This window comes from Leifsonia aquatica H1aii (assembly GCF_000633535.1).
Taxonomy (GTDB): Bacteria; Actinomycetota; Actinomycetes; order Actinomycetales; family Microbacteriaceae; genus Leifsonia; species Leifsonia aquatica_A.
Genome location: NZ_AYMR01000034.1, coordinates 1 through 18,583 on the forward strand (window position 1 = coordinate 1; position 18,583 = coordinate 18,583).

25 protein-coding genes and 1 tRNA gene are annotated in these 18,583 nt (G+C 70.6%); 18 read left to right on the top strand and 8 right to left on the bottom strand.

All coding sequences use genetic code 11. The features are described from left to right. Nucleotides 1-208 precede the first annotated feature (208 nt). Nucleotides 209-898 carry a LysE family translocator gene (locus U870_RS0120340; protein ID WP_025159200.1) on the top strand — a complete coding sequence of 230 codons (690 nt, stop codon included), beginning with the start codon at nucleotides 209-211 and terminating at the stop codon, nucleotides 896-898. A 12-nt stretch (nucleotides 899-910) separates the two neighbouring features. Here U870_RS0120340 and U870_RS25130 read toward each other — a convergent pair whose 3' ends face one another. Next, nucleotides 911-1,426, bottom strand: a complete 516-nt coding sequence (locus U870_RS25130; protein WP_345817888.1) for a GNAT family N-acetyltransferase — start codon at nucleotides 1,424-1,426, stop codon at nucleotides 911-913. Beyond that, nucleotides 1,423-1,953, bottom strand: coding sequence for a hypothetical protein (locus U870_RS24500; protein WP_162819213.1), 531 nt, complete (start codon nucleotides 1,951-1,953; stop codon nucleotides 1,423-1,425). Before U870_RS24500 ends, U870_RS25130 begins: the two co-directional genes overlap by 4 nt. Before the next feature lie 275 nt (nucleotides 1,954-2,228). Between U870_RS24500 and U870_RS0120350 the strand changes: the two genes are divergently transcribed. Both U870_RS0120350 and U870_RS0120355 read left to right on the top strand, forming a co-directional pair. Further along, a complete protein-coding gene (locus tag U870_RS0120350) occupies nucleotides 2,229-3,041 on the top strand; it encodes a shikimate 5-dehydrogenase (protein WP_025159202.1) in 813 nt (270 codons plus the stop codon). Between the two features lie 9 nt (nucleotides 3,042-3,050). Next, nucleotides 3,051-3,488 (top strand): MarR family winged helix-turn-helix transcriptional regulator, encoded by a 438-nt coding sequence (locus U870_RS0120355; protein ID WP_025159203.1) that lies wholly within the window; start codon nucleotides 3,051-3,053, stop codon nucleotides 3,486-3,488. Between the two features lie 10 nt (nucleotides 3,489-3,498). Here the strand turns inward: U870_RS0120355 and U870_RS0120360 are convergent, their stop codons facing one another. Beyond that, the gene (locus U870_RS0120360) at nucleotides 3,499-3,726 is read right to left on the bottom strand and encodes a hypothetical protein (protein WP_025159204.1); all 228 of its coding nucleotides are present in this window, start codon (nucleotides 3,724-3,726) and stop codon (nucleotides 3,499-3,501) included. A gap of 43 nt (nucleotides 3,727-3,769) precedes the next feature. Between U870_RS0120360 and U870_RS0120365 the strand changes: the two genes are divergently transcribed. After that, nucleotides 3,770-4,216 (top strand): MerR family transcriptional regulator, encoded by a 447-nt coding sequence (locus U870_RS0120365; protein WP_240183767.1) that lies wholly within the window; start codon nucleotides 3,770-3,772, stop codon nucleotides 4,214-4,216. On the opposite strand, the gene U870_RS0120370 is transcribed toward U870_RS0120365, so the two are convergent. After that, nucleotides 4,203-5,252 (bottom strand): hypothetical protein, encoded by a 1,050-nt coding sequence (locus U870_RS0120370; RefSeq protein WP_162819214.1) that lies wholly within the window; start codon nucleotides 5,250-5,252, stop codon nucleotides 4,203-4,205. The genes U870_RS0120365 and U870_RS0120370 overlap by 14 nt on opposite strands. A 170-nt stretch (nucleotides 5,253-5,422) precedes the next feature. On the opposite strand from U870_RS0120370, the gene U870_RS0120375 reads away from it, so the two are divergent. Then, a complete protein-coding gene (locus U870_RS0120375; protein WP_025159207.1) occupies nucleotides 5,423-5,680 on the top strand; it encodes a hypothetical protein in 258 nt (85 codons plus the stop codon). 38 nt (nucleotides 5,681-5,718) lie between these two features. Continuing rightward, on the top strand, nucleotides 5,719-6,285 hold the full coding sequence (locus tag U870_RS0120380; RefSeq protein WP_025159208.1) for a dihydrofolate reductase family protein: 567 nt from the start codon (nucleotides 5,719-5,721) through the stop codon (nucleotides 6,283-6,285). On the opposite strand, the gene U870_RS0120385 is transcribed toward U870_RS0120380, so the two are convergent. Then, complete coding sequence (locus U870_RS0120385; RefSeq protein ID WP_025159209.1) at nucleotides 6,266-6,829, bottom strand: hypothetical protein; 564 nt, start codon at nucleotides 6,827-6,829, stop codon at nucleotides 6,266-6,268. The two genes, U870_RS0120380 and U870_RS0120385, sit on opposite strands and share 20 nt — an antisense overlap. A gap of 105 nt (nucleotides 6,830-6,934) precedes the next feature. Here U870_RS0120385 and U870_RS0120390 point away from each other — a divergent pair, with 105 nt between their 5' ends. The 7 genes from U870_RS0120390 (at nucleotide 6,935) to U870_RS0120420 (ending at nucleotide 13,124) form a co-directional block, all read left to right on the top strand. Next, nucleotides 6,935-7,702 (top strand): HAD family hydrolase, encoded by a 768-nt coding sequence (locus U870_RS0120390; RefSeq protein WP_162819215.1) that lies wholly within the window; start codon nucleotides 6,935-6,937, stop codon nucleotides 7,700-7,702. 67 nt (nucleotides 7,703-7,769) lie between these two features. Next, nucleotides 7,770-8,795: a phosphate/phosphite/phosphonate ABC transporter substrate-binding protein gene (gene phnD / locus U870_RS0120395; RefSeq protein ID WP_025159211.1), complete on the top strand. Its 1,026-nt coding sequence runs from the start codon at nucleotides 7,770-7,772 to the stop codon at nucleotides 8,793-8,795. 73 nt (nucleotides 8,796-8,868) lie between these two features. Next, nucleotides 8,869-9,678, top strand: a complete 810-nt coding sequence (gene phnC, locus U870_RS0120400) for a phosphonate ABC transporter ATP-binding protein (RefSeq protein WP_025159212.1) — start codon at nucleotides 8,869-8,871, stop codon at nucleotides 9,676-9,678. After that, complete coding sequence (phnE, locus tag U870_RS0120405) at nucleotides 9,675-10,481, top strand: phosphonate ABC transporter, permease protein PhnE (RefSeq protein ID WP_025159213.1); 807 nt, start codon at nucleotides 9,675-9,677, stop codon at nucleotides 10,479-10,481. Before phnC ends, phnE (U870_RS0120405) begins: the two co-directional genes overlap by 4 nt. Next, nucleotides 10,478-11,398, top strand: coding sequence for a phosphonate ABC transporter, permease protein PhnE (phnE, locus tag U870_RS0120410; RefSeq protein ID WP_025159214.1), 921 nt, complete (start codon nucleotides 10,478-10,480; stop codon nucleotides 11,396-11,398). Before phnE (U870_RS0120405) ends, phnE (U870_RS0120410) begins: the two co-directional genes overlap by 4 nt. Further along, on the top strand, nucleotides 11,395-12,243 hold the full coding sequence (locus tag U870_RS0120415; RefSeq protein ID WP_025159215.1) for a metallophosphoesterase: 849 nt from the start codon (nucleotides 11,395-11,397) through the stop codon (nucleotides 12,241-12,243). Before phnE (U870_RS0120410) ends, U870_RS0120415 begins: the two co-directional genes overlap by 4 nt. Then, a complete protein-coding gene (locus U870_RS0120420; protein WP_025159216.1) occupies nucleotides 12,240-13,124 on the top strand; it encodes a MurR/RpiR family transcriptional regulator in 885 nt (294 codons plus the stop codon). Before U870_RS0120415 ends, U870_RS0120420 begins: the two co-directional genes overlap by 4 nt. A 26-nt stretch (nucleotides 13,125-13,150) precedes the next feature. On the opposite strand, the gene U870_RS0120425 is transcribed toward U870_RS0120420, so the two are convergent. Continuing rightward, complete coding sequence (locus U870_RS0120425) at nucleotides 13,151-14,125, bottom strand: ketopantoate reductase family protein (RefSeq protein ID WP_025159217.1); 975 nt, start codon at nucleotides 14,123-14,125, stop codon at nucleotides 13,151-13,153. An 88-nt stretch (nucleotides 14,126-14,213) separates the two neighbouring features. On the opposite strand from U870_RS0120425, the gene U870_RS0120430 reads away from it, so the two are divergent. Continuing rightward, nucleotides 14,214-14,765 carry a TetR/AcrR family transcriptional regulator gene (locus U870_RS0120430; protein WP_025159218.1) on the top strand — a complete coding sequence of 184 codons (552 nt, stop codon included), beginning with the start codon at nucleotides 14,214-14,216 and terminating at the stop codon, nucleotides 14,763-14,765. A gap of 21 nt (nucleotides 14,766-14,786) precedes the next feature. Here the strand turns inward: U870_RS0120430 and U870_RS0120435 are convergent, their stop codons facing one another. Continuing rightward, nucleotides 14,787-15,572: an SDR family oxidoreductase gene (locus U870_RS0120435; RefSeq protein WP_025159219.1), complete on the bottom strand. Its 786-nt coding sequence runs from the start codon at nucleotides 15,570-15,572 to the stop codon at nucleotides 14,787-14,789. Nucleotides 15,573-15,696: 124 nt separating this feature from the next. On the opposite strand from U870_RS0120435, the gene U870_RS0120440 reads away from it, so the two are divergent. Further along, the gene (locus U870_RS0120440) at nucleotides 15,697-16,611 is read left to right on the top strand and encodes a helix-turn-helix transcriptional regulator (protein ID WP_025159220.1); all 915 of its coding nucleotides are present in this window, start codon (nucleotides 15,697-15,699) and stop codon (nucleotides 16,609-16,611) included. Beyond that, on the top strand, nucleotides 16,608-16,937 hold the full coding sequence (locus U870_RS0120445; protein WP_025159221.1) for a carboxymuconolactone decarboxylase family protein: 330 nt from the start codon (nucleotides 16,608-16,610) through the stop codon (nucleotides 16,935-16,937). The genes U870_RS0120440 and U870_RS0120445 overlap by 4 nt, the downstream gene beginning before the upstream one ends. A gap of 60 nt (nucleotides 16,938-16,997) precedes the next feature. Here U870_RS0120445 and U870_RS0120450 read toward each other — a convergent pair. Further along, nucleotides 16,998-17,081 (bottom strand) — tRNA-Leu (locus U870_RS0120450). A 173-nt stretch (nucleotides 17,082-17,254) separates the two neighbouring features. Between U870_RS0120450 and U870_RS0120455 the strand changes: the two genes are divergently transcribed. Together U870_RS0120455 and U870_RS0120460 are read left to right on the top strand one after the other, a co-directional pair. Then, a complete protein-coding gene (locus U870_RS0120455; RefSeq protein WP_025159222.1) occupies nucleotides 17,255-17,995 on the top strand; it encodes an FhaA domain-containing protein in 741 nt (246 codons plus the stop codon). Then, nucleotides 17,992-18,582 (top strand): FHA domain-containing protein FhaB/FipA, encoded by a 591-nt coding sequence (locus tag U870_RS0120460; RefSeq protein WP_025159223.1) that lies wholly within the window; start codon nucleotides 17,992-17,994, stop codon nucleotides 18,580-18,582. Before U870_RS0120455 ends, U870_RS0120460 begins: the two co-directional genes overlap by 4 nt. Nucleotide 18,583: the final 1 nt, after the last annotated feature.

Consider the following 18,583-nt stretch of genomic DNA (forward strand, 5'->3'; position numbering starts at 1 on the left):
GTACTCGACCCGGCGGGCCCGTCGGCGGTGCTGCGTCTGGACGAGGTGGAAGCGACGGGCTGACCACGCCCTAGGATCGTCGCATGACGGCGCTCTCGATCCTGGCGTTCGCCGGGGCTCTGCCGGTACTCGACCCGGCGGGCCCATCGGCGGTGCTGCGGCTGGACGAGGTGGAAGCGACGGGCTGACCACGCCCTAGGATCGTCGCATGACGGCGCTCTCGATCCTGGCGTTCGCCGGGCTCTGCCTGGTGCTCGCGCTCACTCCCGGCCCCGACACGTTCCTCGTGCTGCGGTACAGCATGGGCCGCGCACGCGACGGATTCGCGGCGGCGGCCGGGTGCGCCGTCGGGTCGCTCGTCTGGGCGGCGCTCGTCGCCGTCGGGCTGGCGACGCTGCTGGAGCAGTCCGCCGAGCTCTTCCGTGTCGTGAAGATCGTGGGCGGCCTGTACCTCATCTACCTCGGGGTGTCCGCGTTCCTGGCGACCCGCCGCAGCGCCCGCGCGGTCACGGCCGATCCCGGTGCCGTCGCGACCGCCGAGCCCACCGACGGGAATGGCACCCCCGCGGATGGCGCCCCCGCCGTGCGCCGCCGCGGTTCCGCCCCGAGCCTCCTCGCCGGACTGCTCTCCACCCTCTTGAATCCCAAGGTCGGCCTCTTCTTCCTCGCCGTGGTACCCCAGTTCGTCTCGGCCCACGCCGGCTTCGGCGAGACGATGCTGCTCGGCGCGGTCGACGCCGTCATCGGCGGGCTCTACCTGGTCGTCATCACGCTGCTCGCCTCCCGCATGGTCGCCTGGCTCAAGCGCCCGCGCGTGACCCGTGTGCTCGAGCGCGTCTCCGCGGGCATCCTCGCGGCGCTCGGAATCGGCACGGTGGTCGCCGGCGCCGAGGGGTGAGGCGCCGCGGACCTAGTCAGCAATGTCGATTGAGAGAAGCCATTGCCGGTACGCGTCCCGACCAACCCCTGTGTCTGGAGTGAATCCTGTACGAGCAAAGACGGACTCGCTCGGCCTATTGCGCTCGTGAATGTTGGCCGTAACGATAAGCCGCTCCACATGCGGCGCCGCGGCAGCCAATGCCAAATCGATCGCGTGCTCGATCGCTATGGCACCGCGCCCAGCTGCTCGTCGCTCGTGCTCGATCGCCACTACCGCGATATGAAAGAACTCTGGCCCGTCAGAGGAATCCTCGACAACGACGACCGCGACGAGATCTTCCCCCTCAAAGCCCAGCGACATGTGCAGCTTTGGCCGGAGAGGTGGTTTCTGCTCATGGATCCATTTTTCGACTTCTTCTTCCCACGGAGTCGCATGTGGAAGAGGCCGTCCGCCCGGCTGGCGAGGACGGGGTGAAGTACATGAGAACCGTTGAAGTATCGAACGATCAATGCTCCGCGCGGCTCGCCACTCGAGCCGAGGCGTCACCCAGCCCGCCGAACGGTTCGACGTCCCACCGCACCACTGGCTGCCAACTGTCGCAATCGGTCTATCTCGGCCTCAGTCCTCTCCGGATGGATCGACCGAATGAATGCCGCCCTCTCACTCGGCACGCTTTCACGTGCAGCCGGAAGGATCGTGACGACGACACTCGATACCAATGTTCTCTGGAGCACATACACGGCGTCTCCAGCGGACACCCTCCAATGATCTGCTAGCTCTCTTGGGACATCGACGACAGCGTCCTCCCCTGCCTCGGTTCGACCGAGGAGATGGGCTGCTCGGTCGTCCATTGACTCGATGACAGCCTCGGCGAAAACGACGTCCTTCCATCCCGATATCCGAGAAAGTGCCTGACTCGTGGCAACTGAAAGCGCGTTGAGATCGTCGTCGCGCGCGCCAGCCTGCCCGTAGGTCTTGATCTCGACCGTGAACTTCCGTTCGAGGTCAGAGCCCGCGCGCACGAGTTGATCCGCGACCGCACCGTTGGTTGGTCGCGCATATGCGGCGAGCACGCTCAGCACGCTGTGCCACGTCGACGACCCGGCTGCGCGCGCTTCGCCCCTGCGCACGACATGGACTCCATCGGTCGAATGGCCGTGATTCTTGATCGTGCGATACCGGCTTCTGGTTGGTGGCGAGGTCGGTTCTACTGCGCTCACGACCGCCTCCCAACCAACAAGAGGTACAGGAGTGAGCGAGTCGCGGACATCAGTCATGTCCGCATACTACTTCTGGAAGGTCAAAATCGCCTCTCAGAATCGACAACCCGCACTGCGACAATGAACCCATGCCCATCCTGAACAAGGACATGCAGGTCTGCATCTCGCTGGCCGCCCGTCCGAGCAACATCGGCACCCGGTTCCACAACTACCTCTACGACGAGCTGGGCCTGAACTTCCTCTACAAGGCGTTCACGACGAGCGACCTGGAGGGTGCGGTGCGCGGGATCCGTGCGCTCGGCTTCCGCGGCTGCTCGGTCTCGATGCCATTCAAGGAGGCGATCATCCCGCTGGTCGACACCCTCGAGCCGTCGGCCGTCGCCATCGAGTCCGTGAACACGGTCGTCAACGAGGACGGCCTCCTGACCGCCTCGAACACCGACTACGAGGCGGTCGCCCAGCTTCTCGCCGAGCACGAGGTCGACCCCGCCCAGCGCGTGCTGCTGCGCGGCTCGGGCGGCATGGCCAAGGCGGTCGTCGCCGCCTTCCGCGGCGCCGGCTTCGACGACCTGACCGTCCTGGCCCGCAACGCGGAGGCCGGAACCGCCCTGGCCGAGCGCTACGACTACTCCTGGACCGCCGACGAGCCGGCCGCCGACTTCGACGTGATCGTCAATGTCACCCCGCTCGGGATGCGCGGCGACCACGAGGCGGCGCTGGCCTTCGGCGAGCAGCACATCGAGCGCGCGACGACGGTGTTCGACGTCGTCGCCTTCCCCTCCGAGACACCGCTGGTGCAGGCGGGACGCGAGGCCGGCAAGACCCTCATCACGGGAGCGGAGGTCATCGCCCTGCAGGCCGCGCGCCAGTTCGAGCGCTACACCGGCGTGCGGCTCACGGCCGAGCAGGTCGCGCGCGCCTCGGAGTTCTCGCGCGCCTAGACTGGCCCCGTGTCCGATGACCTGCTCGCCCTGGAGAACCAGGTCTGCTACGGCCTCGCCGTCGCGGCCAGGAGCGTGATCGCCCTGTACCGGCCAGTGCTCGAGCCGCTCTCGCTGACCCACCCGCAGTACCTCGTCATGCTCGCACTCTGGGAGCACGAGCCGCGCTCGGTCAAGGATCTGAGCGAGGCGCTCCAGCTCGAACCGGCCACCCTCTCTCCGCTGCTCAAGCGGCTGGAGACCACGGGATACGTCGAACGCAAGCGCAGCACCGCCGACGAGCGCACCCTCGAGGTGCGCCTGACGCCGGCCGGACGTGCCCTGCGGACGGAGGCGGAGAAGATTCCCCACCGCATCGTCGAGCGTCTCGGACTGCCGATCAGCGAGCTGGAGAGCCTGCGCGGCAGCCTGCACGGCATCATCGCGGCGGCCACGAGCGCGCAGTGACGATTCCGGATCAGGCGGCCCCGGCCACCGCGGGGCAGACGAGGCGGGTCGCGTCCCGCTGACCCTCGGGTCGCAGCACGGTGTGCTCGGTCATGGGTCGCCCGCACATCGGGCACGGTGCGGCCGGCGAACGGCGATCGGGACCCTCGGGATGCCCGGCGCCCAGCTGGGCGGGACCGGCCACACGGATGAGCTTCTCGTTCCAGCGCGTGTACCACCGCATGAAACGTCCGGGCATGTCTCCTCGATTCGTTAGGGCACTAACTAATAGTGTAGCGCGCTTGACCCTGACCCCGAGGGAACGGTTTACGCTGACGGCGGAGGCTCTCATGCAGATCAGCGAGCTCGCCGGACGGGCGGGCGTCACGGTGAAGGCAGTGCGGTACTACGAGCAGCTCGGCCTCGTCGAACCCGAGCGGCTGCCCAACGGCTACCGCGACTACGACGACGAGCAGCTCCGCGCCGTCCTGGAGATCCGGGAGCTGGCCCGCACCGGCATCCCGCCCGGAAAGGCCGCACCCTTCATCGACTGCCTCGGCTCCGGCCACACCCGCAGCGACGAGTGCCCTGCCTCGGTCGCGGCCTACCGCGCGGGGATCGCCGAGCTGGATGCCGAGATCGCCGAGCTGGAGCGCCGCCGTGCCCGGCTGGCACAACGGCTGGCGGACCGCGACGAAAGCATCCCGGCGCCCGCCCTGGGTTGCGGCTGCGAGGTCAGTTCCAGCTGATCGACTGGAACGTCGCCCCGTCCCCGCCGATCGTGAGGATCGAGCCCTGCACCTCGACCTTTCCGGGGCTGTCCGAGTAGATCTCCCCGGTCTCTCCGGTCGCGGGGATGCTGTAGTCGGCGTGGAAGTCCGCGGTTCCCGACGTCGCCGTGGTCACCGGCCAGCACCCGCTCGCGAGAATCGTGCCCTCCGCGCAGTCGAAGTCCCAGGCGCCGAACGAGACGGCCGGTGCCGCCGTGAGCTCCCAGCGCACGTTGGTCCAGTTCTCCCCGGCGGGCGCCCCCGATGCCAGACCGAACGGGCAGCCCGGGGGCTGGGCGCCGCCGGCCAGACACGTGTTCACCCACGCGGTGGTCGCGGCCGTTGCCGCCTCGACCCCCGCCGGCGTCAGGGTGCTGGAGGCGCGCAGGTCGACCCCCTGACCGAATCCGGTGACGGCGGCGTCGGCGCCCGCGATCGAGTACCAGGTGTTGCCGCCCGCGGCGGCGAGTGAGTAGCGGCCAGGGAAGGCGAGCAGCTGCCGGACCTTCCCGTCCCAGTGCAGTGCCGCGCCGTCGATCGTCGCGTCCACCGAGTCGTGCGTGCCCACCGCCACCGTCAGCGTCGAGAGCGGCACGGGCTGCAGTCTCCAGGCGTGCAGGCCCAGCACGCCCGCCGGGCCGTCGTCGCCGTGCCGCAGGGTGAACGCGACCGACCCCGTCTTTCCGCCGGCGAAGATCCGCGCATCCACGCGCACGCGGTCGGAGCCGACCGTGCGCACCCTCTCGATCCGGTACGACGACAGCTGCTCCGGGACCTTCGCGTACGCGGCATCGGTGAGCAGCAGCTGTCCGGGATCGACCTTCCGGCCCTCCAGCTTCATCGCGGCCTCGATCTCGCCCCGCTTCACATAAGAGAGGTAGCGCGACACCTGTGCCTCCGGCCGGGCGGCCTCCTGGGCTCGGAGGAACAGCGTGAGGGTCGTCGCCCCCAGGCCGAGCACTGCGGCCGTCCCGACCGCGATCACGGCGATCCACAACGGTCTGCGTGCTGTCATCGGCGCCCCCTTGCTCCTCGAGCACCGATCCACCGGTGCTCGAGGAATCATACCGAGGGATGACACGGTCCCCACCGCGGGAGGATGCCGCGCGACGGCGCTCCCGGTTGACTGGATGCATCGGCCGGACGGGGGTCCGGCCGCTTCCGGGGGGAAGCAGGGAGAGAATGATGACGACACTGGACCACCGCCTCACGGCCACCGCACCCGTCACCCGGGTGAGCGGGCCGGGTCGCCGGGCACGAGGGGTGCTGGCGACAGTGGCGGAGAACGCCTATCTGAGGCTGTTCTCGGTCCTCGTCGTGATCGCGGCCGGCGCCGCGCTCCTCGCCGTCGGGATCGCCGTCACGATCGATCTGGTCGTGCCGCTGGTCTTCGGCGACGAGCTGAGTGCGCTGGCCGCGCTCTTCCCGCGGATCGGCGGCTAGGGCTGGCCGCAGGCGGCCCGGCGTCCTAGGGTCGGCGCATGGGCCGCCTCCTCTTCTCCACGAGCGTCTCGCTCGACGGCTACACCGTCGACGCCTCGAGCTCCTTCGACTGGGCCGCACCCGATGACGATGTGCACGCGTTCATCAACCGCCGCGAGCGCGCGGTCGGCACGTACCTCTTCGGCCGTCGCATGTACGAGACCATGCGCGTATGGGACGATCTGCCCGGCCCGGGCGACGCTCCCGTCGTCGGCGCGTTCGCCGACGTGTGGCGCGACATCGACAAGGTGGTCTACTCGTCCACGCTCCCCGCGGTCGAGATGGCGCGCAGCCGGATCGAGCGCACGTTCGATCCCGTCGTCGTCCGCGCACTCGTCGAGACCTCCGAGCGGGATGTGTCGGTGGGCGGCCCGACGCTCGCGGCGGCGGCGTTCCGGGCCGGTCTCATCGACGAGGTCTCGCTGTTCGTCGTCCCGGTGAGCGTGGGAGGCGGCACACCCGCCCTCCCCCGGGCACTGCGATTGCGGCTCGATCTGCTCGAGGAGCGGTCGTTCCCCGGAGGGACCGTGCTGCTGCGCTACCGGGTCAACGGATCCGCAGGGTGACGCTCGGCCGGTCGAGCCCGCGCTCCAGCTCGTCCAGGGTCACGCCATGCTCACCGAGGATCGCCATCGGATAGAGGAAGGAGTCGAGCCCGTGCGGGCCTCCCGCGCCGAGCGCGCCGTCGCGTTCGAACGGCAGCGGGTCGCCCGCGGTGCGCGCCACCAGGTCGCCCTCGTCGCCGAGCTCGAGCGAGACCGAGCGCACGGGCATCCCTGCCTCCAGGTACGCCCAGCTCATCGCCGGAAGCCGCACATCGATCATCGCGCGGTAGACGTCCCGGCGCTCGCTCAGCTCGGCCGCCGCAGCACCGACGGTCTCCGACGCCCCGTGCAGGAGCATCCACCCGTTCATCGCCGCCGTCAGCACGAGCACGCCACCGCCTTCGCCCAGATGCGGGTTCTCGCCCCACGCGAAGGCGTCGTCGACGACGTCAGCGCCGAGCTCCGCGGCGATCGCGCGCACCGGCGCTGCGGGCAGCAGCACCCAGCTGCTCTGCCCGAATGCGTCGAGCAGGGCTTCGCTCGGGGCGGGGGTGCCGTCGGCCACGCCCCGAGTCTACGAGCGGACGTGCGCGTTAACACTGCGTGAACGATCGTTTCATGCGGCAGATTTCTATGAACAGAACGTTCATGGAGGCCTATGCTGCTGAACGTGATCGACGGAAACACCCCCGCCCCGCCCGTGCTCGTCCTCGACTTCGACGGGACCGTGTGCATCGGCGATGCCCCGGTCTGGGCCTACGCCGAGGCCGTCATCGCGGGGATCCTCGACCACGACGGCGCTGCGGGATCGGAACTTGACGCCGACCTGCGTGCCCGCCTCGGGGCGTTCCTGGACGGCGAGCCCGGGTCCCCCGCCTACGCGGACGGTTACGCCGCGGTCGCCGAGCTCGCCGCGGGCCACGCGGACGAGGACCTGCTCGAGCGCGCCTACCAGCGCAGCCGCCGCGAGCTCGCCGGCGGACGCGTGGACGTGTCGGCACCGGCCGGTCTCGCCGAGTTCCTCGACGGCCTGGCCGGCACGACCGAACGCGTGCTCGTGACCAACGCCCCCCTCGACGGCGTGACCGAGACGCTCGCCGCGCTCGGCCTGCTCGATTCGATCGACCGTGTGCACGCCCAGGCGCGCAAGCCGGCCGGCTGGACGAGCCTCCTCCCCCGCCTCCTCGACGGCCGGGATCCGCACCGCCTCCTCTCGGTCGGCGACATCTGGGGCAACGACCTCGCCGCCCCTCTGGCTGCGGGGTGCGCGACCGCGCTGATCGACCGGTTCGGGCACCGTGCCGGGCCGGCGAACCTCGTGGCCTCGTCCTTCCCGGAGCTCTACCCGGGCATCGCCGCCTGGGCCGCCGATCCGATCGCGTTCGCCTCCTCGCACCCGGTCGAGCGCGCCGCCTCCTCCATCGCGACCTCCGCCTGACCGCTTCTCCACCGACCCACCGCAACCGCACCGTTCGACCCACCACCCGCACAGAATGGGAACCGCAATGAAACTCCGCACGACCGCCGCCGCGAGCGCCACCGGCCTCGCGCTCCTCACCGTCCTGGCCCTCAGCGGCTGCGGCGTGAGCCAGCAGACCGCCGCCGCCGGTGGCACCAGCACCCCGGCCTCCGTCTGCTCCGGCAGCGCGGACGACAAGGCCGCCGACCCCACGCAGCTCACGCTCGCGCTCGTCCCCTCCGGCGACGCCAGCAAGCTCGTCGAGACGGTCAAGCCGCTGGAGGATGCGCTCACGAAGCGCCTCGGCATCCCGGTCAAGGGCGTCATCACCCAGGACTACCAGGCCGCCGTGGAGGCCATCGGCAGCAACCAGGCGCAGATCGGCATGCTCCCGAGCCTGCAGATGAGCCAGGCGTGCGACAAGTACGGCGCGGTCCCGGCGCTGCAGACCCAGCGCAACGGCAAGAGCAGCTACGCCGCGCAGTTCTTCACGAACCAGCCCGACAAGTACTGCTCCGACAAGCCGGTGGCCGGCGCCAACGGCATGCTCTACTGCAACGGCACCGAGAAGGGCACCGGCCCTGCCGGGCTCGACAGCATCACCAAGATCAAGGGCGCGACCGTCTCGCTCCTCCAGGCGGCCTCCCCGGCCGGCTACATCTTCCCGGTCGCAGCGATGAAGAAGGCCGGCCTCGACGTCGACAAGGACATCAAGACCGTCCAGGTCACGGCCAACGACGCCAGTGTGCTCGCCGTCTACAACGGCGACGCCGAGGTCGGCACGAGCTACTGGGACGCCCGCAGCGTGGTCGCGAAGGACACCCCCGACGTCGGCCAGAAGGTCGTCGTCTTCGCCCTGACCGACGAGATCCCCAACGACGGCGTCTCGATCACCGGCAAGATCAGCTCGAAATGGCAGACCAAGATCGCCGACGCGATGAAGGACTACGCGAGCACGGACGAGGGCGTCAAGGCCCTCACCGCGATCTACCAGATCACGGGACTCGTCGACGCCGACCCGGCCAGCCTGAAGAAGACGCAGGAGGCCGCGGCCAGCATCGGCCTCGGCTGATCCGACCCACCACGGCCCCGCCGGCACGATTCACGCCGGCGGGGCCCGCACCATGCAGGAGAGAGGGAGAGACGTGACCGCATCCACCGCATCCACCGGCGCCGGCGTCCGGTTCGAGAACGTCGGGGTCACCTACCCCAACGGCTACACGGGCCTCCGCGACGTCAGCCTCGAGATCGCCCCGGGCGAGATGGCCGCCGTCGTCGGTCTCTCCGGCGCGGGCAAATCGACCCTGATCCGCACCATCAACGGGCTGGTCCCGATCACCTCTGGCGAGATCACGGTCGGCGACCAGCGACTGAAGGGGCTGCGCGGACGTGCGCTGCGCGAGCTCCGCAGCGACGTCGGCATGGTCTTCCAGAGCTTCAACCTCGCCAAACGCACGACGGTGCTCAACAATGTCCTGATGGGCCGGCTCTACCACACGTCCGCCTGGCGGGCGCTGCTCGGAGCCTGGGCGAAGGACGACGTGGAGCTCGCCATGCAGGCCCTCGAACGCGTCGAGATCGTGCCGAAGGCGTACGCGAGCGCGTCCGAGCTCTCCGGCGGCCAGCAGCAGCGCGTGGCGATCGCCCGCACGCTCGCGCAGCGGCCGAAGGTCATCCTGGCCGACGAGCCGGTGGCCTCCCTCGACCCGCCGACCTCCCACGTCGTGATGCGCGACCTGCAGCGGATCAATGCGGAGCTCGGGATCACCGTCGTGGTGAACCTGCACTTCCTCGATCTCGCCCGCCGTTACGGCTCGCGGCTGATCGGGCTGCGCAGCGGCGAGATCGTCTTCGACGGCACCGGGGCCGACGCCGACGAGGCCGTGTTCGAGTCCATCTACGGCCGGTCGCTCACCGCGGACGACGTGCTCGACGCCCCGGCGGTGCAGCTGTGACCACGGCGTCCGGTCCCGCGGGGTCGCTGCGCCCGACCCGTCCGCGCACCGGCTGGAAGGCCGCCCTCGCCGTCGTGGTCGTCGCCGGCATCACGGTCTGGTCCGCCGTCGCGGTCCAGGTCGACGTCGGCGCACTGTTCGCCAACGCGCAGAACGCGTCGAGCACCTTCGTCCAGCTGTTCCAGCCGGACTACTCGTTCTTCCCCGAGACGCTGCCCGCCCTGCTCCAGACCGTCCAGATGGCCGTCATCGCCACCGCCGTCAGCGTCGTGATCGCCCTGCCGCTCTCGTTCCTCGCCTCGCGCGCGACCAACCCCAACGGGCCCGTCCTCGGCGTCGTGCGGTTCGTGATGAACGTCGTGCGCAGCGTGCCCGACCTGCTCTACGCCTCCCTCTTCGTCACCGTGGTCGGCACGGGGGCGCTCTCCGGCATCCTCGCGCTCGTGCTGTTCAACGTGGGCATCCTGGTCAAACTCGTGTCCGAAGCGCTCGACGGCCTCGACCGCGGCGGCCAGGAGGCGGCCCTCGCGTCGGGGGCCACCTGGTTCCGGGCGAACCGGGCCGCGATGGTGCCGGAGGTCGCACCCACGTACCTCTCCCAGACCATCTACGTGCTCGAGCTGAACATCCGCGCCTCGACGGTCATCGGCCTCGTCGGCGCAGGCGGCCTGGGCATGCTGATCGACAAGGTGAGGACGTTCTACCAGTACCACTACCTGAGCATGATCATCCTGGAGGTCCTGGTGCTCGTCGTGCTGCTCGAGCTGCTCAGCTCCGTCGCCCGACGGAGGCTGCTGCGATGACCGCGCTCACCGGAACCGGCCCCGCGACAGCGACCGCCGAACGCGGCACACCCGGAGCACCGCGTCCCGGCCAGGAGCGCCCGAAGCGCCCCCTCCGGCTCGGCCGCGCCGTCGTCGGCATCGTGGTCACCGCCGTCGTCGTGGCCGCGTTCTGGGGCATCGACATCTCCTGGGACGCCCTCCTGCAACTGCCGCAGAAGCTCGCCCACTACCTCGGCCTGATGTTCCTCCCGCCGGCCTGGTCGAAGCTTCCGGATGCCCTTTCGGCCACGATGCTCTCGGTCGCGATGGCGTGGTTCGGCACGGTGCTGGGCGTGATCGTGTCCTTCCCGCTCAGCCTGCTCGCGACCCGGGGTCTCACGCCCGCGATCGTGCGCTGGCCCCTGCGCGCGGTGTTCGCCGTGCTGCGCGCGGTGCCCGAGGTCGTCATCGCCGTGCTCATGCTCTCGGTCACCGGGCTGACGGCCTACACCGGGGCGCTGGCGATCGCGATCGGCTCGATCGGCACGCTCGGCAAGTGGGGATACGAGAGCTTCGAGTCGGTCGACCGCGGTCCCATCGAGGCGGCCACCGCCGCCGGCGCCTCCCGAGTGCAGATCATGCGCTGGGGCGTGTGGCCGAGCGCGGTTCCCGACGTGCTCGCCTTCTGGCTCTACCGCTTCGAGATCAACGTGCGCGCCTCCGCCATCCTGGGCCTCATCGGCGCCGGCGGCATCGGCAAGATGCTCGTCGACAACATCCAGTTCCGGGTCTGGGACGTCGTCGGGATGCTGATGCTCGTGGTCGTCGTGGTCACGATGGTCATCGATCAGCTCTCGGGAATGGTGCGCCACCGCATCATCGCCGGACGCTGGCAGCTCCCGGTGGTCGGCGCGCTCCGCCGCCGGAGCGGCCGAGCCAGTAGGGTGACCTCGTGACCCCAGCCGCGACGCCCCCGGGCCTCCGCATCCTGCACCTGAGCGACACCCACCTGTTCAGCGACGGCAGCCTCCACTACGGCCGGGTGGACACCCTCGCCGCGCTGGACCGGACGCTCGACCGTGCCGCCTCCCTCGACGCGATCGACGTCGTCGTGGCGACCGGCGACCTGTCGGACGACGGCGGCGAGCACAGCTACCGTCTGCTCGCCTCCCGGCTCGCCCCGTTCGCCACCGACCGCGGCGCCGACCTGGTCTACGCGATGGGCAACCACGACCTCCGTGCCGGTTTCGAGGCCGTCCTCGGAGCCCGCGAGACGGTCAGCCTGCACAACGGCTTCCGGATCGTCACCCTCGACACCTCGGTCCCCGGAGCCGGCTACGGTGCCCTCGACGCCGACCAGCTGGACCGGCTGGCGGCTGTCCTCGCCGTTCCGGCGCCGCACGGCACGGTGGTCGCCCTGCACCATCCGCCCGTCCCCGCGGCGAGCGCCCTCCTCGCCGCCCTGGAGCTGAGCAACCCGGAAGCCTTGCTCGACGTCTGCGCCGGCGGCGACGTGCGCCTGATCCTGGGCGGCCACTACCACCACGCCCTCGCGACCGTCGCCCGCGGCATCCCCGTCGTCGTCGCCCCGGGTGTCGCGAACAGCTCCGACCCCATCGCCGCCGCAGGGACCGAGCGCGCCGTGACGGGTTCCGGCTTCGCGGTCGTCGAGCTGCCCGCAACGGGTGAGCCGCGCGCCGTCTTCCTCCCCGCACCGGGCCCGGACGACGGCGCCGAGATCTTCGACCTCGACGCCGCGGAGGTCGCCCGCATCGCCGACGCGGCGGGCAGCGGCGCATGAGCGAGGAGCGTGCCGGCGATCTGCGGCCCGGCGACCAGCGTCCCGGTGCCGTCATCGCGACCATCCGCAGCCTCCTGCCCTCCCTGCTGCCCACCGAGCGCGCGGTCGCCGCCGTGCTGCTGGAACGCTCCGCCGAGATCGTCGAGCTCAGCTCCCAGCAGGTGGCCGACCTCTCGGGGGCGTCCCGCGCCACCGTCGTCCGCACCTGCCAGAGCCTCGGCTTCACCGGCTACCAGCAGCTGCGCGTGCTGCTGGCCCGGGATGCGGCCGCGTTGCCGGCTTCGACCGCCGCCTCCCCGACCGGGTCCGCCGGCATCGTCGCGCACACCTTCACCCAGCTGGCCGACCGCGTCTCCGACATGCTCGCCCTGCTCGACCCGGACTCGATCGAGCGGGCCGTCGCCCTGCTCGCGGGCGCCCGTCGCGTGGTCGTCGTCGGCAATGGCCTCTCCGCCCCGCTCGCCTGGGACGCCGCCGCCCGGCTGACCAGCATCGGCCGCGCCGCGGAAGCCCAGTCCGACGTCATCGGGCAGCAGATCACCGCCCGGCTCCTGCAGCCCGGCGACCTGCTCCTCGTCATCAGCGGCAGCGGCTCCAACGCCGTCACCCTGCGCACGGTCGCCGCCGCGAACGCCGCCGGGGCCGACGTCATCGCGGTCACCGCCTTCGGTCGCAGCCCGATCGCTCTCGCGGCGACCCTGGCGCTCGTCGTCACGATGCCCGATCTGACGTTCCGCGACGAGATCACTCTCGCCTCGCGGCTGCCCCAGGCCATCCTCATCGAGGGCCTCGTCGCCGCGACCACCGACCGCCTCGGCGATGCCGCGTTGCACGCCAAGAGCCTCGCCCTCGACGCGATCAGCACCAACCTGGCGGAGTAGCGCGCGCGGCGCCCGGCCTGTTCCGATCAGCTCGCCGGGTCGACCGGATGGTCGGGCCGGAGGAGTGCGGCGGCGCGTTCGAGCCGCGGTGTGGGAACGCCGAGCCGGCGCGCTTCGGCGAGCGCATCCAGGACCACCCGCCGCGGTTCGGCGGCGTACGCGTCGGTGTGTGCGGCAAGGCTCGCCCGCGCAATCGGCACGTACCTCGTCGCCAGCGCCGCCAGCGCCGCCATGAGCCAGGACGGCCTCCGGAACAGCATCAGGCTCGCCCGCTGGTCGCGAGGATCCACGCCACGCCGCCGCAGCACCGGGAAGAGTTCGCGGCCCACCAGGAACGCCTCGCGGAGGCTGCGCGGTCGACCGATCATCGCCGAGAGCGACCCTGCCCCGAGGGCCGCGGCGTGCATCCCGGCATCGGCGACGAAGTGCGCCAACAGCCAGCCCCGGATGTCCCGTTGCTCCGCCACCGTGAGTCCGGCGCTCGCAAACAGGTCGCGCACGGCGCGCTCGCGGGCGGTCGGCGCCGCTCCGTCGAGTGTCCCGAAGAGAATCCGCTTCATCAGCGCGCCCTGCAGCGTCCCCGCGGCATCGAATCCGCCGCCGGCCTGAGGGAATCCCCAGGCGAGCCGCTCCGCGGGGAGGGGAGCCGCGGCCGCCGGCGGGTCCGTCCAGATGTTGCCGAACACGAGCACCGTCGCTCCGCCGATGCGTGGCGCCAGGAACTCCGCGACCTCCGCGAGCGCCTGGTGGCCGACACTGACCACGATCACCTCGACATCGTGATCGGGCGCGAGCTCCTCCCGGTAGCGCGGCGACCAGCTCTCTCTCACCCGCACGCCGCCGGGCCGTCGGCGTGCGTCGAGCAGGTCGAGCTCGGTGCCGTCCCCGTACTCCGCTGCCCGGCCGGGCCGCACCAGGACCTCCACCTCGTGACCGGCGCGTTCCAAGGCCCACCCGTAGATCGACGCGATCACGCCCCGCCCGAACATCACGACCTTCATGCGCTCCCGCCTCCGATAAAGTGGAGACCGCCTCCACTTGTACGATATGGAGACGATCTCCACTTGTCAACGAGAGAGGGGCGGGACCGTGGCCCGAACCGAGCGGACCGATGCCCGGCGCAACCGCGAAGCGATCGTCGCCGCCGCGCGCGACGCCTTCCATCGCGGCGAGTTCGACCGCCGCTTCGACGACTTCGCGGGCCTGGCCGGGGTCGGCGTCGGAACGCTCTACCGCCACTTCCCGACCCGGGACGCCCTCGCAGCGGCCGTCTATCGCGACGAGGTCGAGGCCCTCCAGGACGACGCACGACGCCTGCTCGACGAGGGGCCGCCCGCAGCAGCCCTCGCCGCCTTCCTCCGCACGTTCGTCCAGCGGATCGTCGCCGAGCCCGCCCTCGCCCACACGCTCGGGGCGCAGATGCGCGACCGTCCCGACATGCAGGCCGAAGGCGCCGCCACCCTGGCGGACGTCATCGCCCCGCTCGTCGATGCGGCCACCGCAGAAGGCCGCCTCCTCAACGACCTCACCCCCGGCGTCGTCCTGACGGCGCTCCACGGGATCGGCTCCTCCGCCGAACGCCCCGGGTGGGAGGCCGACGCCGAACGGCTCATCGCCGCACTCGTGCGCGAGCGCGGCTGAACGGGCCGTGGCCCACCGGGATCAGCCGAGCTGGTCCGAGGGCCGCACCAGCACCTCGTTGATCGCGAAGTGGCGTGGTCGTGTGACCGCGAACGCGATCACCTCGGCCACATCCTCCGCCGTCACCTGCACGGTGTCATAGAAGCTCTCGGTGCCCTGGCGCGTCTCGCCGTGGGTGATGTGCGTCGGCAGCTCGGTGGCGACCGCGCCCGGCTCGATCACGGTGACGCGGATCCCGGGCAGCAGTTGCTGACGGAGCGATTCGGACCAGCCGTTGATCCCCCACTTGGTCGCGGCGTAGACCGCGTTGCCGGAGCGTGCGGTGCGACCGGCGACCGACGAGAGGTTGACGATGTCGCCGCCGCCGTCCTGCAGCTGAGCGAGGAACACCTCGGTCGCCGTGATGGCGCCGAGCAGATTGACCTCGACCATCCGCCGGTAGTCGTCGCGCTGCTCGGACGAGAACGGGCCGAGCAGCATGATCCCGGCGTTGTTGACGAGCACGTCGGCTCGGCCGAGCTCACGCTCCACGCGTCCGGCCGCCGCGACCAGGGTGTCCCGATCGGTGACATCGGCCTCGATTGCGAGGGCGCCACCCCCGAGTTCAGCGGCGAGGGCCGTGATGCGATCGACCCGGCGGGCGAGCAGGGCCACCCGGTACCCGTTCGCGGCGAGGGCGCGCGCCGTGGCGGCGCCGATACCCGAGGAGGCGCCGGTGACGACGGCGACCCGGGTGGCGGAGGAATCGGGTGACCCGGTGGAATCGGGCGATGCGGTGGGTTCGGAGGCTGCGATGGAATCGGTCATGGGAGGGTTCCTTTCCGTGCGTTCACGTCCAGTGGACTCCCTCCGAGGGTGCAGCGGGAGTGAACGGTTATCCGTGCACTGGCAGTCACTCCCTGACGTGGCCCCACGGACGTAGCGTGAAGGCATGGACAATCACGCCGAGGTCCGCGAATTCCTCGCCTCCCGCCGGGCACGCCTCACCCCCGAGCAGGCGGGGATCATCGGCGGCGGGAGGCGGCGTGTCACCGGCTTGCGCCGCGAGGAGGTCGCGATGCTCGCCGGGGTGAGCGTGGACTACTACGCCCGGATGGAGCGCGGTGCCCTGGCCGGCGTGTCGGCGGAGGTGCTCGACTCCCTCGCCCGCGCCCTCCGCCTCGACGACGCCGAGACGGCGCACCTGCAGGACCTCGCGCGCGCCGCCGCGCCTCCACGTCCCGCCCGCCGACGAGCGCGTGCCACGGGCACAACCGTCCGGCCCGTCCTGCAGCGCGTGCTCGACACGATCGGCGCGCCCGCCTACGTCGGCAACCAGCGCAAGGATCTGCTGGCCACGAACGCGCTGGGCGCCCTGGTCTTCGCACCGATCCTCGACGACCCTGCCAACGGGCGGAACAATGCCCGCTTCACCTTCCTGGACCCCGCTTCGCGCCTCTTCTACACGGACTGGGACGCGGGCGCGGACAGCATCGTCGCCTCCCTGCGCGTCGCGGCGGGGCAGAACCCGCACGACAAGGCGCTCACCGCTCTCATCGGCGAACTGGTCACCCGCAGCGACACGTTCCGTCTGCGCTGGGCGCGTCACGACGTCCGTTTCCACCGCTCTGGGCGCAAGCGCATCCATCACCCCGAGGTCGGCGACCTCGAGCTCGACTACGAGGCCCTCGACCTCCCCGCCGATCCGGGTCTGGTCCTGTTCGTCTGCGCACCCGAGCCCGGTTCGCCGTCCGACGAACGTCTCCGTCTGCTCGGCAGTCTGGCGGCGACCGCGAACACCTCGTCCGGGGAGAGGACCTCTCCCACACGCAACACAGCCACCCCACGATCGGAGGACTACCGATGACAGAAACACCCACGACCGGGCAGACCCGCGCACAGGCCGCCGTCGGCGACATCGCCCCCAAACTGGCCCAGCTCACCGATGACGTGCTCTTCGGCGATGTCTGGGAGCGCCCGGAACTGCCGAAACGCGATCGCAGCCTCATCACGGTCGCGAGCCTCATCACCTCGGGGAGCGTCGAGCAGCTCCCCAACCACCTCCGGCTCGCGAAGGCCAACGGCGTCACGGAGGCCGAGACCATCGAGACGATGATCCATCTGGCCTTCTACGCCGGCTGGCCGAAGGCGATGTCCGCCGTCCGGATCGCCAAAACGGTCTTCGCCGAGTAGCGCGTACGAGACAGGCAGAAGGGCCGGTCCGACGTTTCCGTCGTCCCGGCCCTTCGTTCGTGCGCGAGGGGGGACTTGAACCCCCACGCCCTTTCGAGCACTGGCACCTGAAGCCAGCGCGTCTGCCAATTCCGCCACTCGCGCGAACCAAGGAAGGCTAACACGACAACCGCCCCGACCACGAATCCGCGCGTCCGGCGGGGTTCGCGCGACTCCACCCGGAGGTGTATCTTCACCGGACGGTCAGACGCACGGAGGTCTCTTCGCAGAGGTTCCGACTAACATGCATGTAGCTGGCGAGCCGGGAGCGGGAGACTGTGGGCATACTGGACAACTTCGAGCGGGGGCTCGAGCGCGCGGTCAATGGCGCGTTCGCGAAGACCTTCCGCTCGGGTCTGCAGCCGGTCGAGCTCACCAGCGCACTGCGCAAGGAGCTCGACACGAAGGCGGCCGTGGTCGCACGCGACCGCGTGCTCGCGCCCAACCGCTTCGTGCTGCGGATGTCCGCCGCCGACTATCAGCGCATGCATTCCATGGGTGCCGCACTGACGGACGAACTCATCAGCTTCGTGCAGAAGCACGCGACGACTCAGCACTACCAGTTCGCCGGCGGCATCTCGATCGAGCTCGCACAGGACGACGACATCTCGGTGGGGATGCTCCAGGTCGACTCGGAGAACGTCAAGGGAGACGTCGCCTGGACGCCCGTCCTCGACATCAACGGCACCCACTACCCGATCACCCGCGCGCGCACGGTCGTCGGACGCGGCGGCGACGCCGACATCACGGTGGACGACACCGGCATCTCGCGACGGCACGTGATGATCACCTGGGACGGCCATCGCGCCCAGGTCGAAGACCTCGGCTCGACCAACGGTTCCAAGCTGAACGGCGAGCCCGTGCGCAAGGGCATCCTGGAGCCGGAGTCCGTCGTGACGATCGGGCGCACCCGCATCGTCTTCCGCGTGCTTCCGCAGGCCGCCCCGAACCGGCCGCAGGCGCCGACGGACGACGCGACGCGCCGGCACGACGTCGGCAACTTCTGGAGCACCTCGTGAACCCGAGCGAGCTGACGCTGCTGGTGCTGCGGTTCGGCTTCCTCCTGCTGCTCTGGCTGTTCGTCTTCGGGATCGTCTACGCGCTGCGCACCGATCTGTTCGGACAGCGCGTGCGCAAGCTCCCGGACGCACAGGCGGCCGCCGTTCCGGCGACGCCGTTCCCGGTCGGACCGGCCGCTGCCGCAGGAGGCGCGGCCGCCGCGGCCGTCACCGAGCCCGTTCAGCGGCACGCCCCGGTCTCCACCCTCCCCTCGGGCGCGAACACCGCCTCCGGCGGCACCACCGCCAGCGTGCAGACCGCCCACCGCCTCGTCATCACCTCGGGCCCGCGCGCCGGCACCGAGCTGCCCCTCGGGCGCGACCCCATCACGATCGGCCGCTCCAGCGAGTCCGGACTGGTCATCCGCGACGATTACACCTCCACGCACCACGCACGCCTGCTGCTCTGGAACGATGAGTGGATGATCCAGGATCTGGACTCCACCAACGGCACGTTCCTCGACGGCCGGCGCGTGACGGTCCCGACCCAGGTCCCGCTCGACACCCCGATCAAGATCGGGACGACCCTGTTCGAGCTGCGACGGTAGC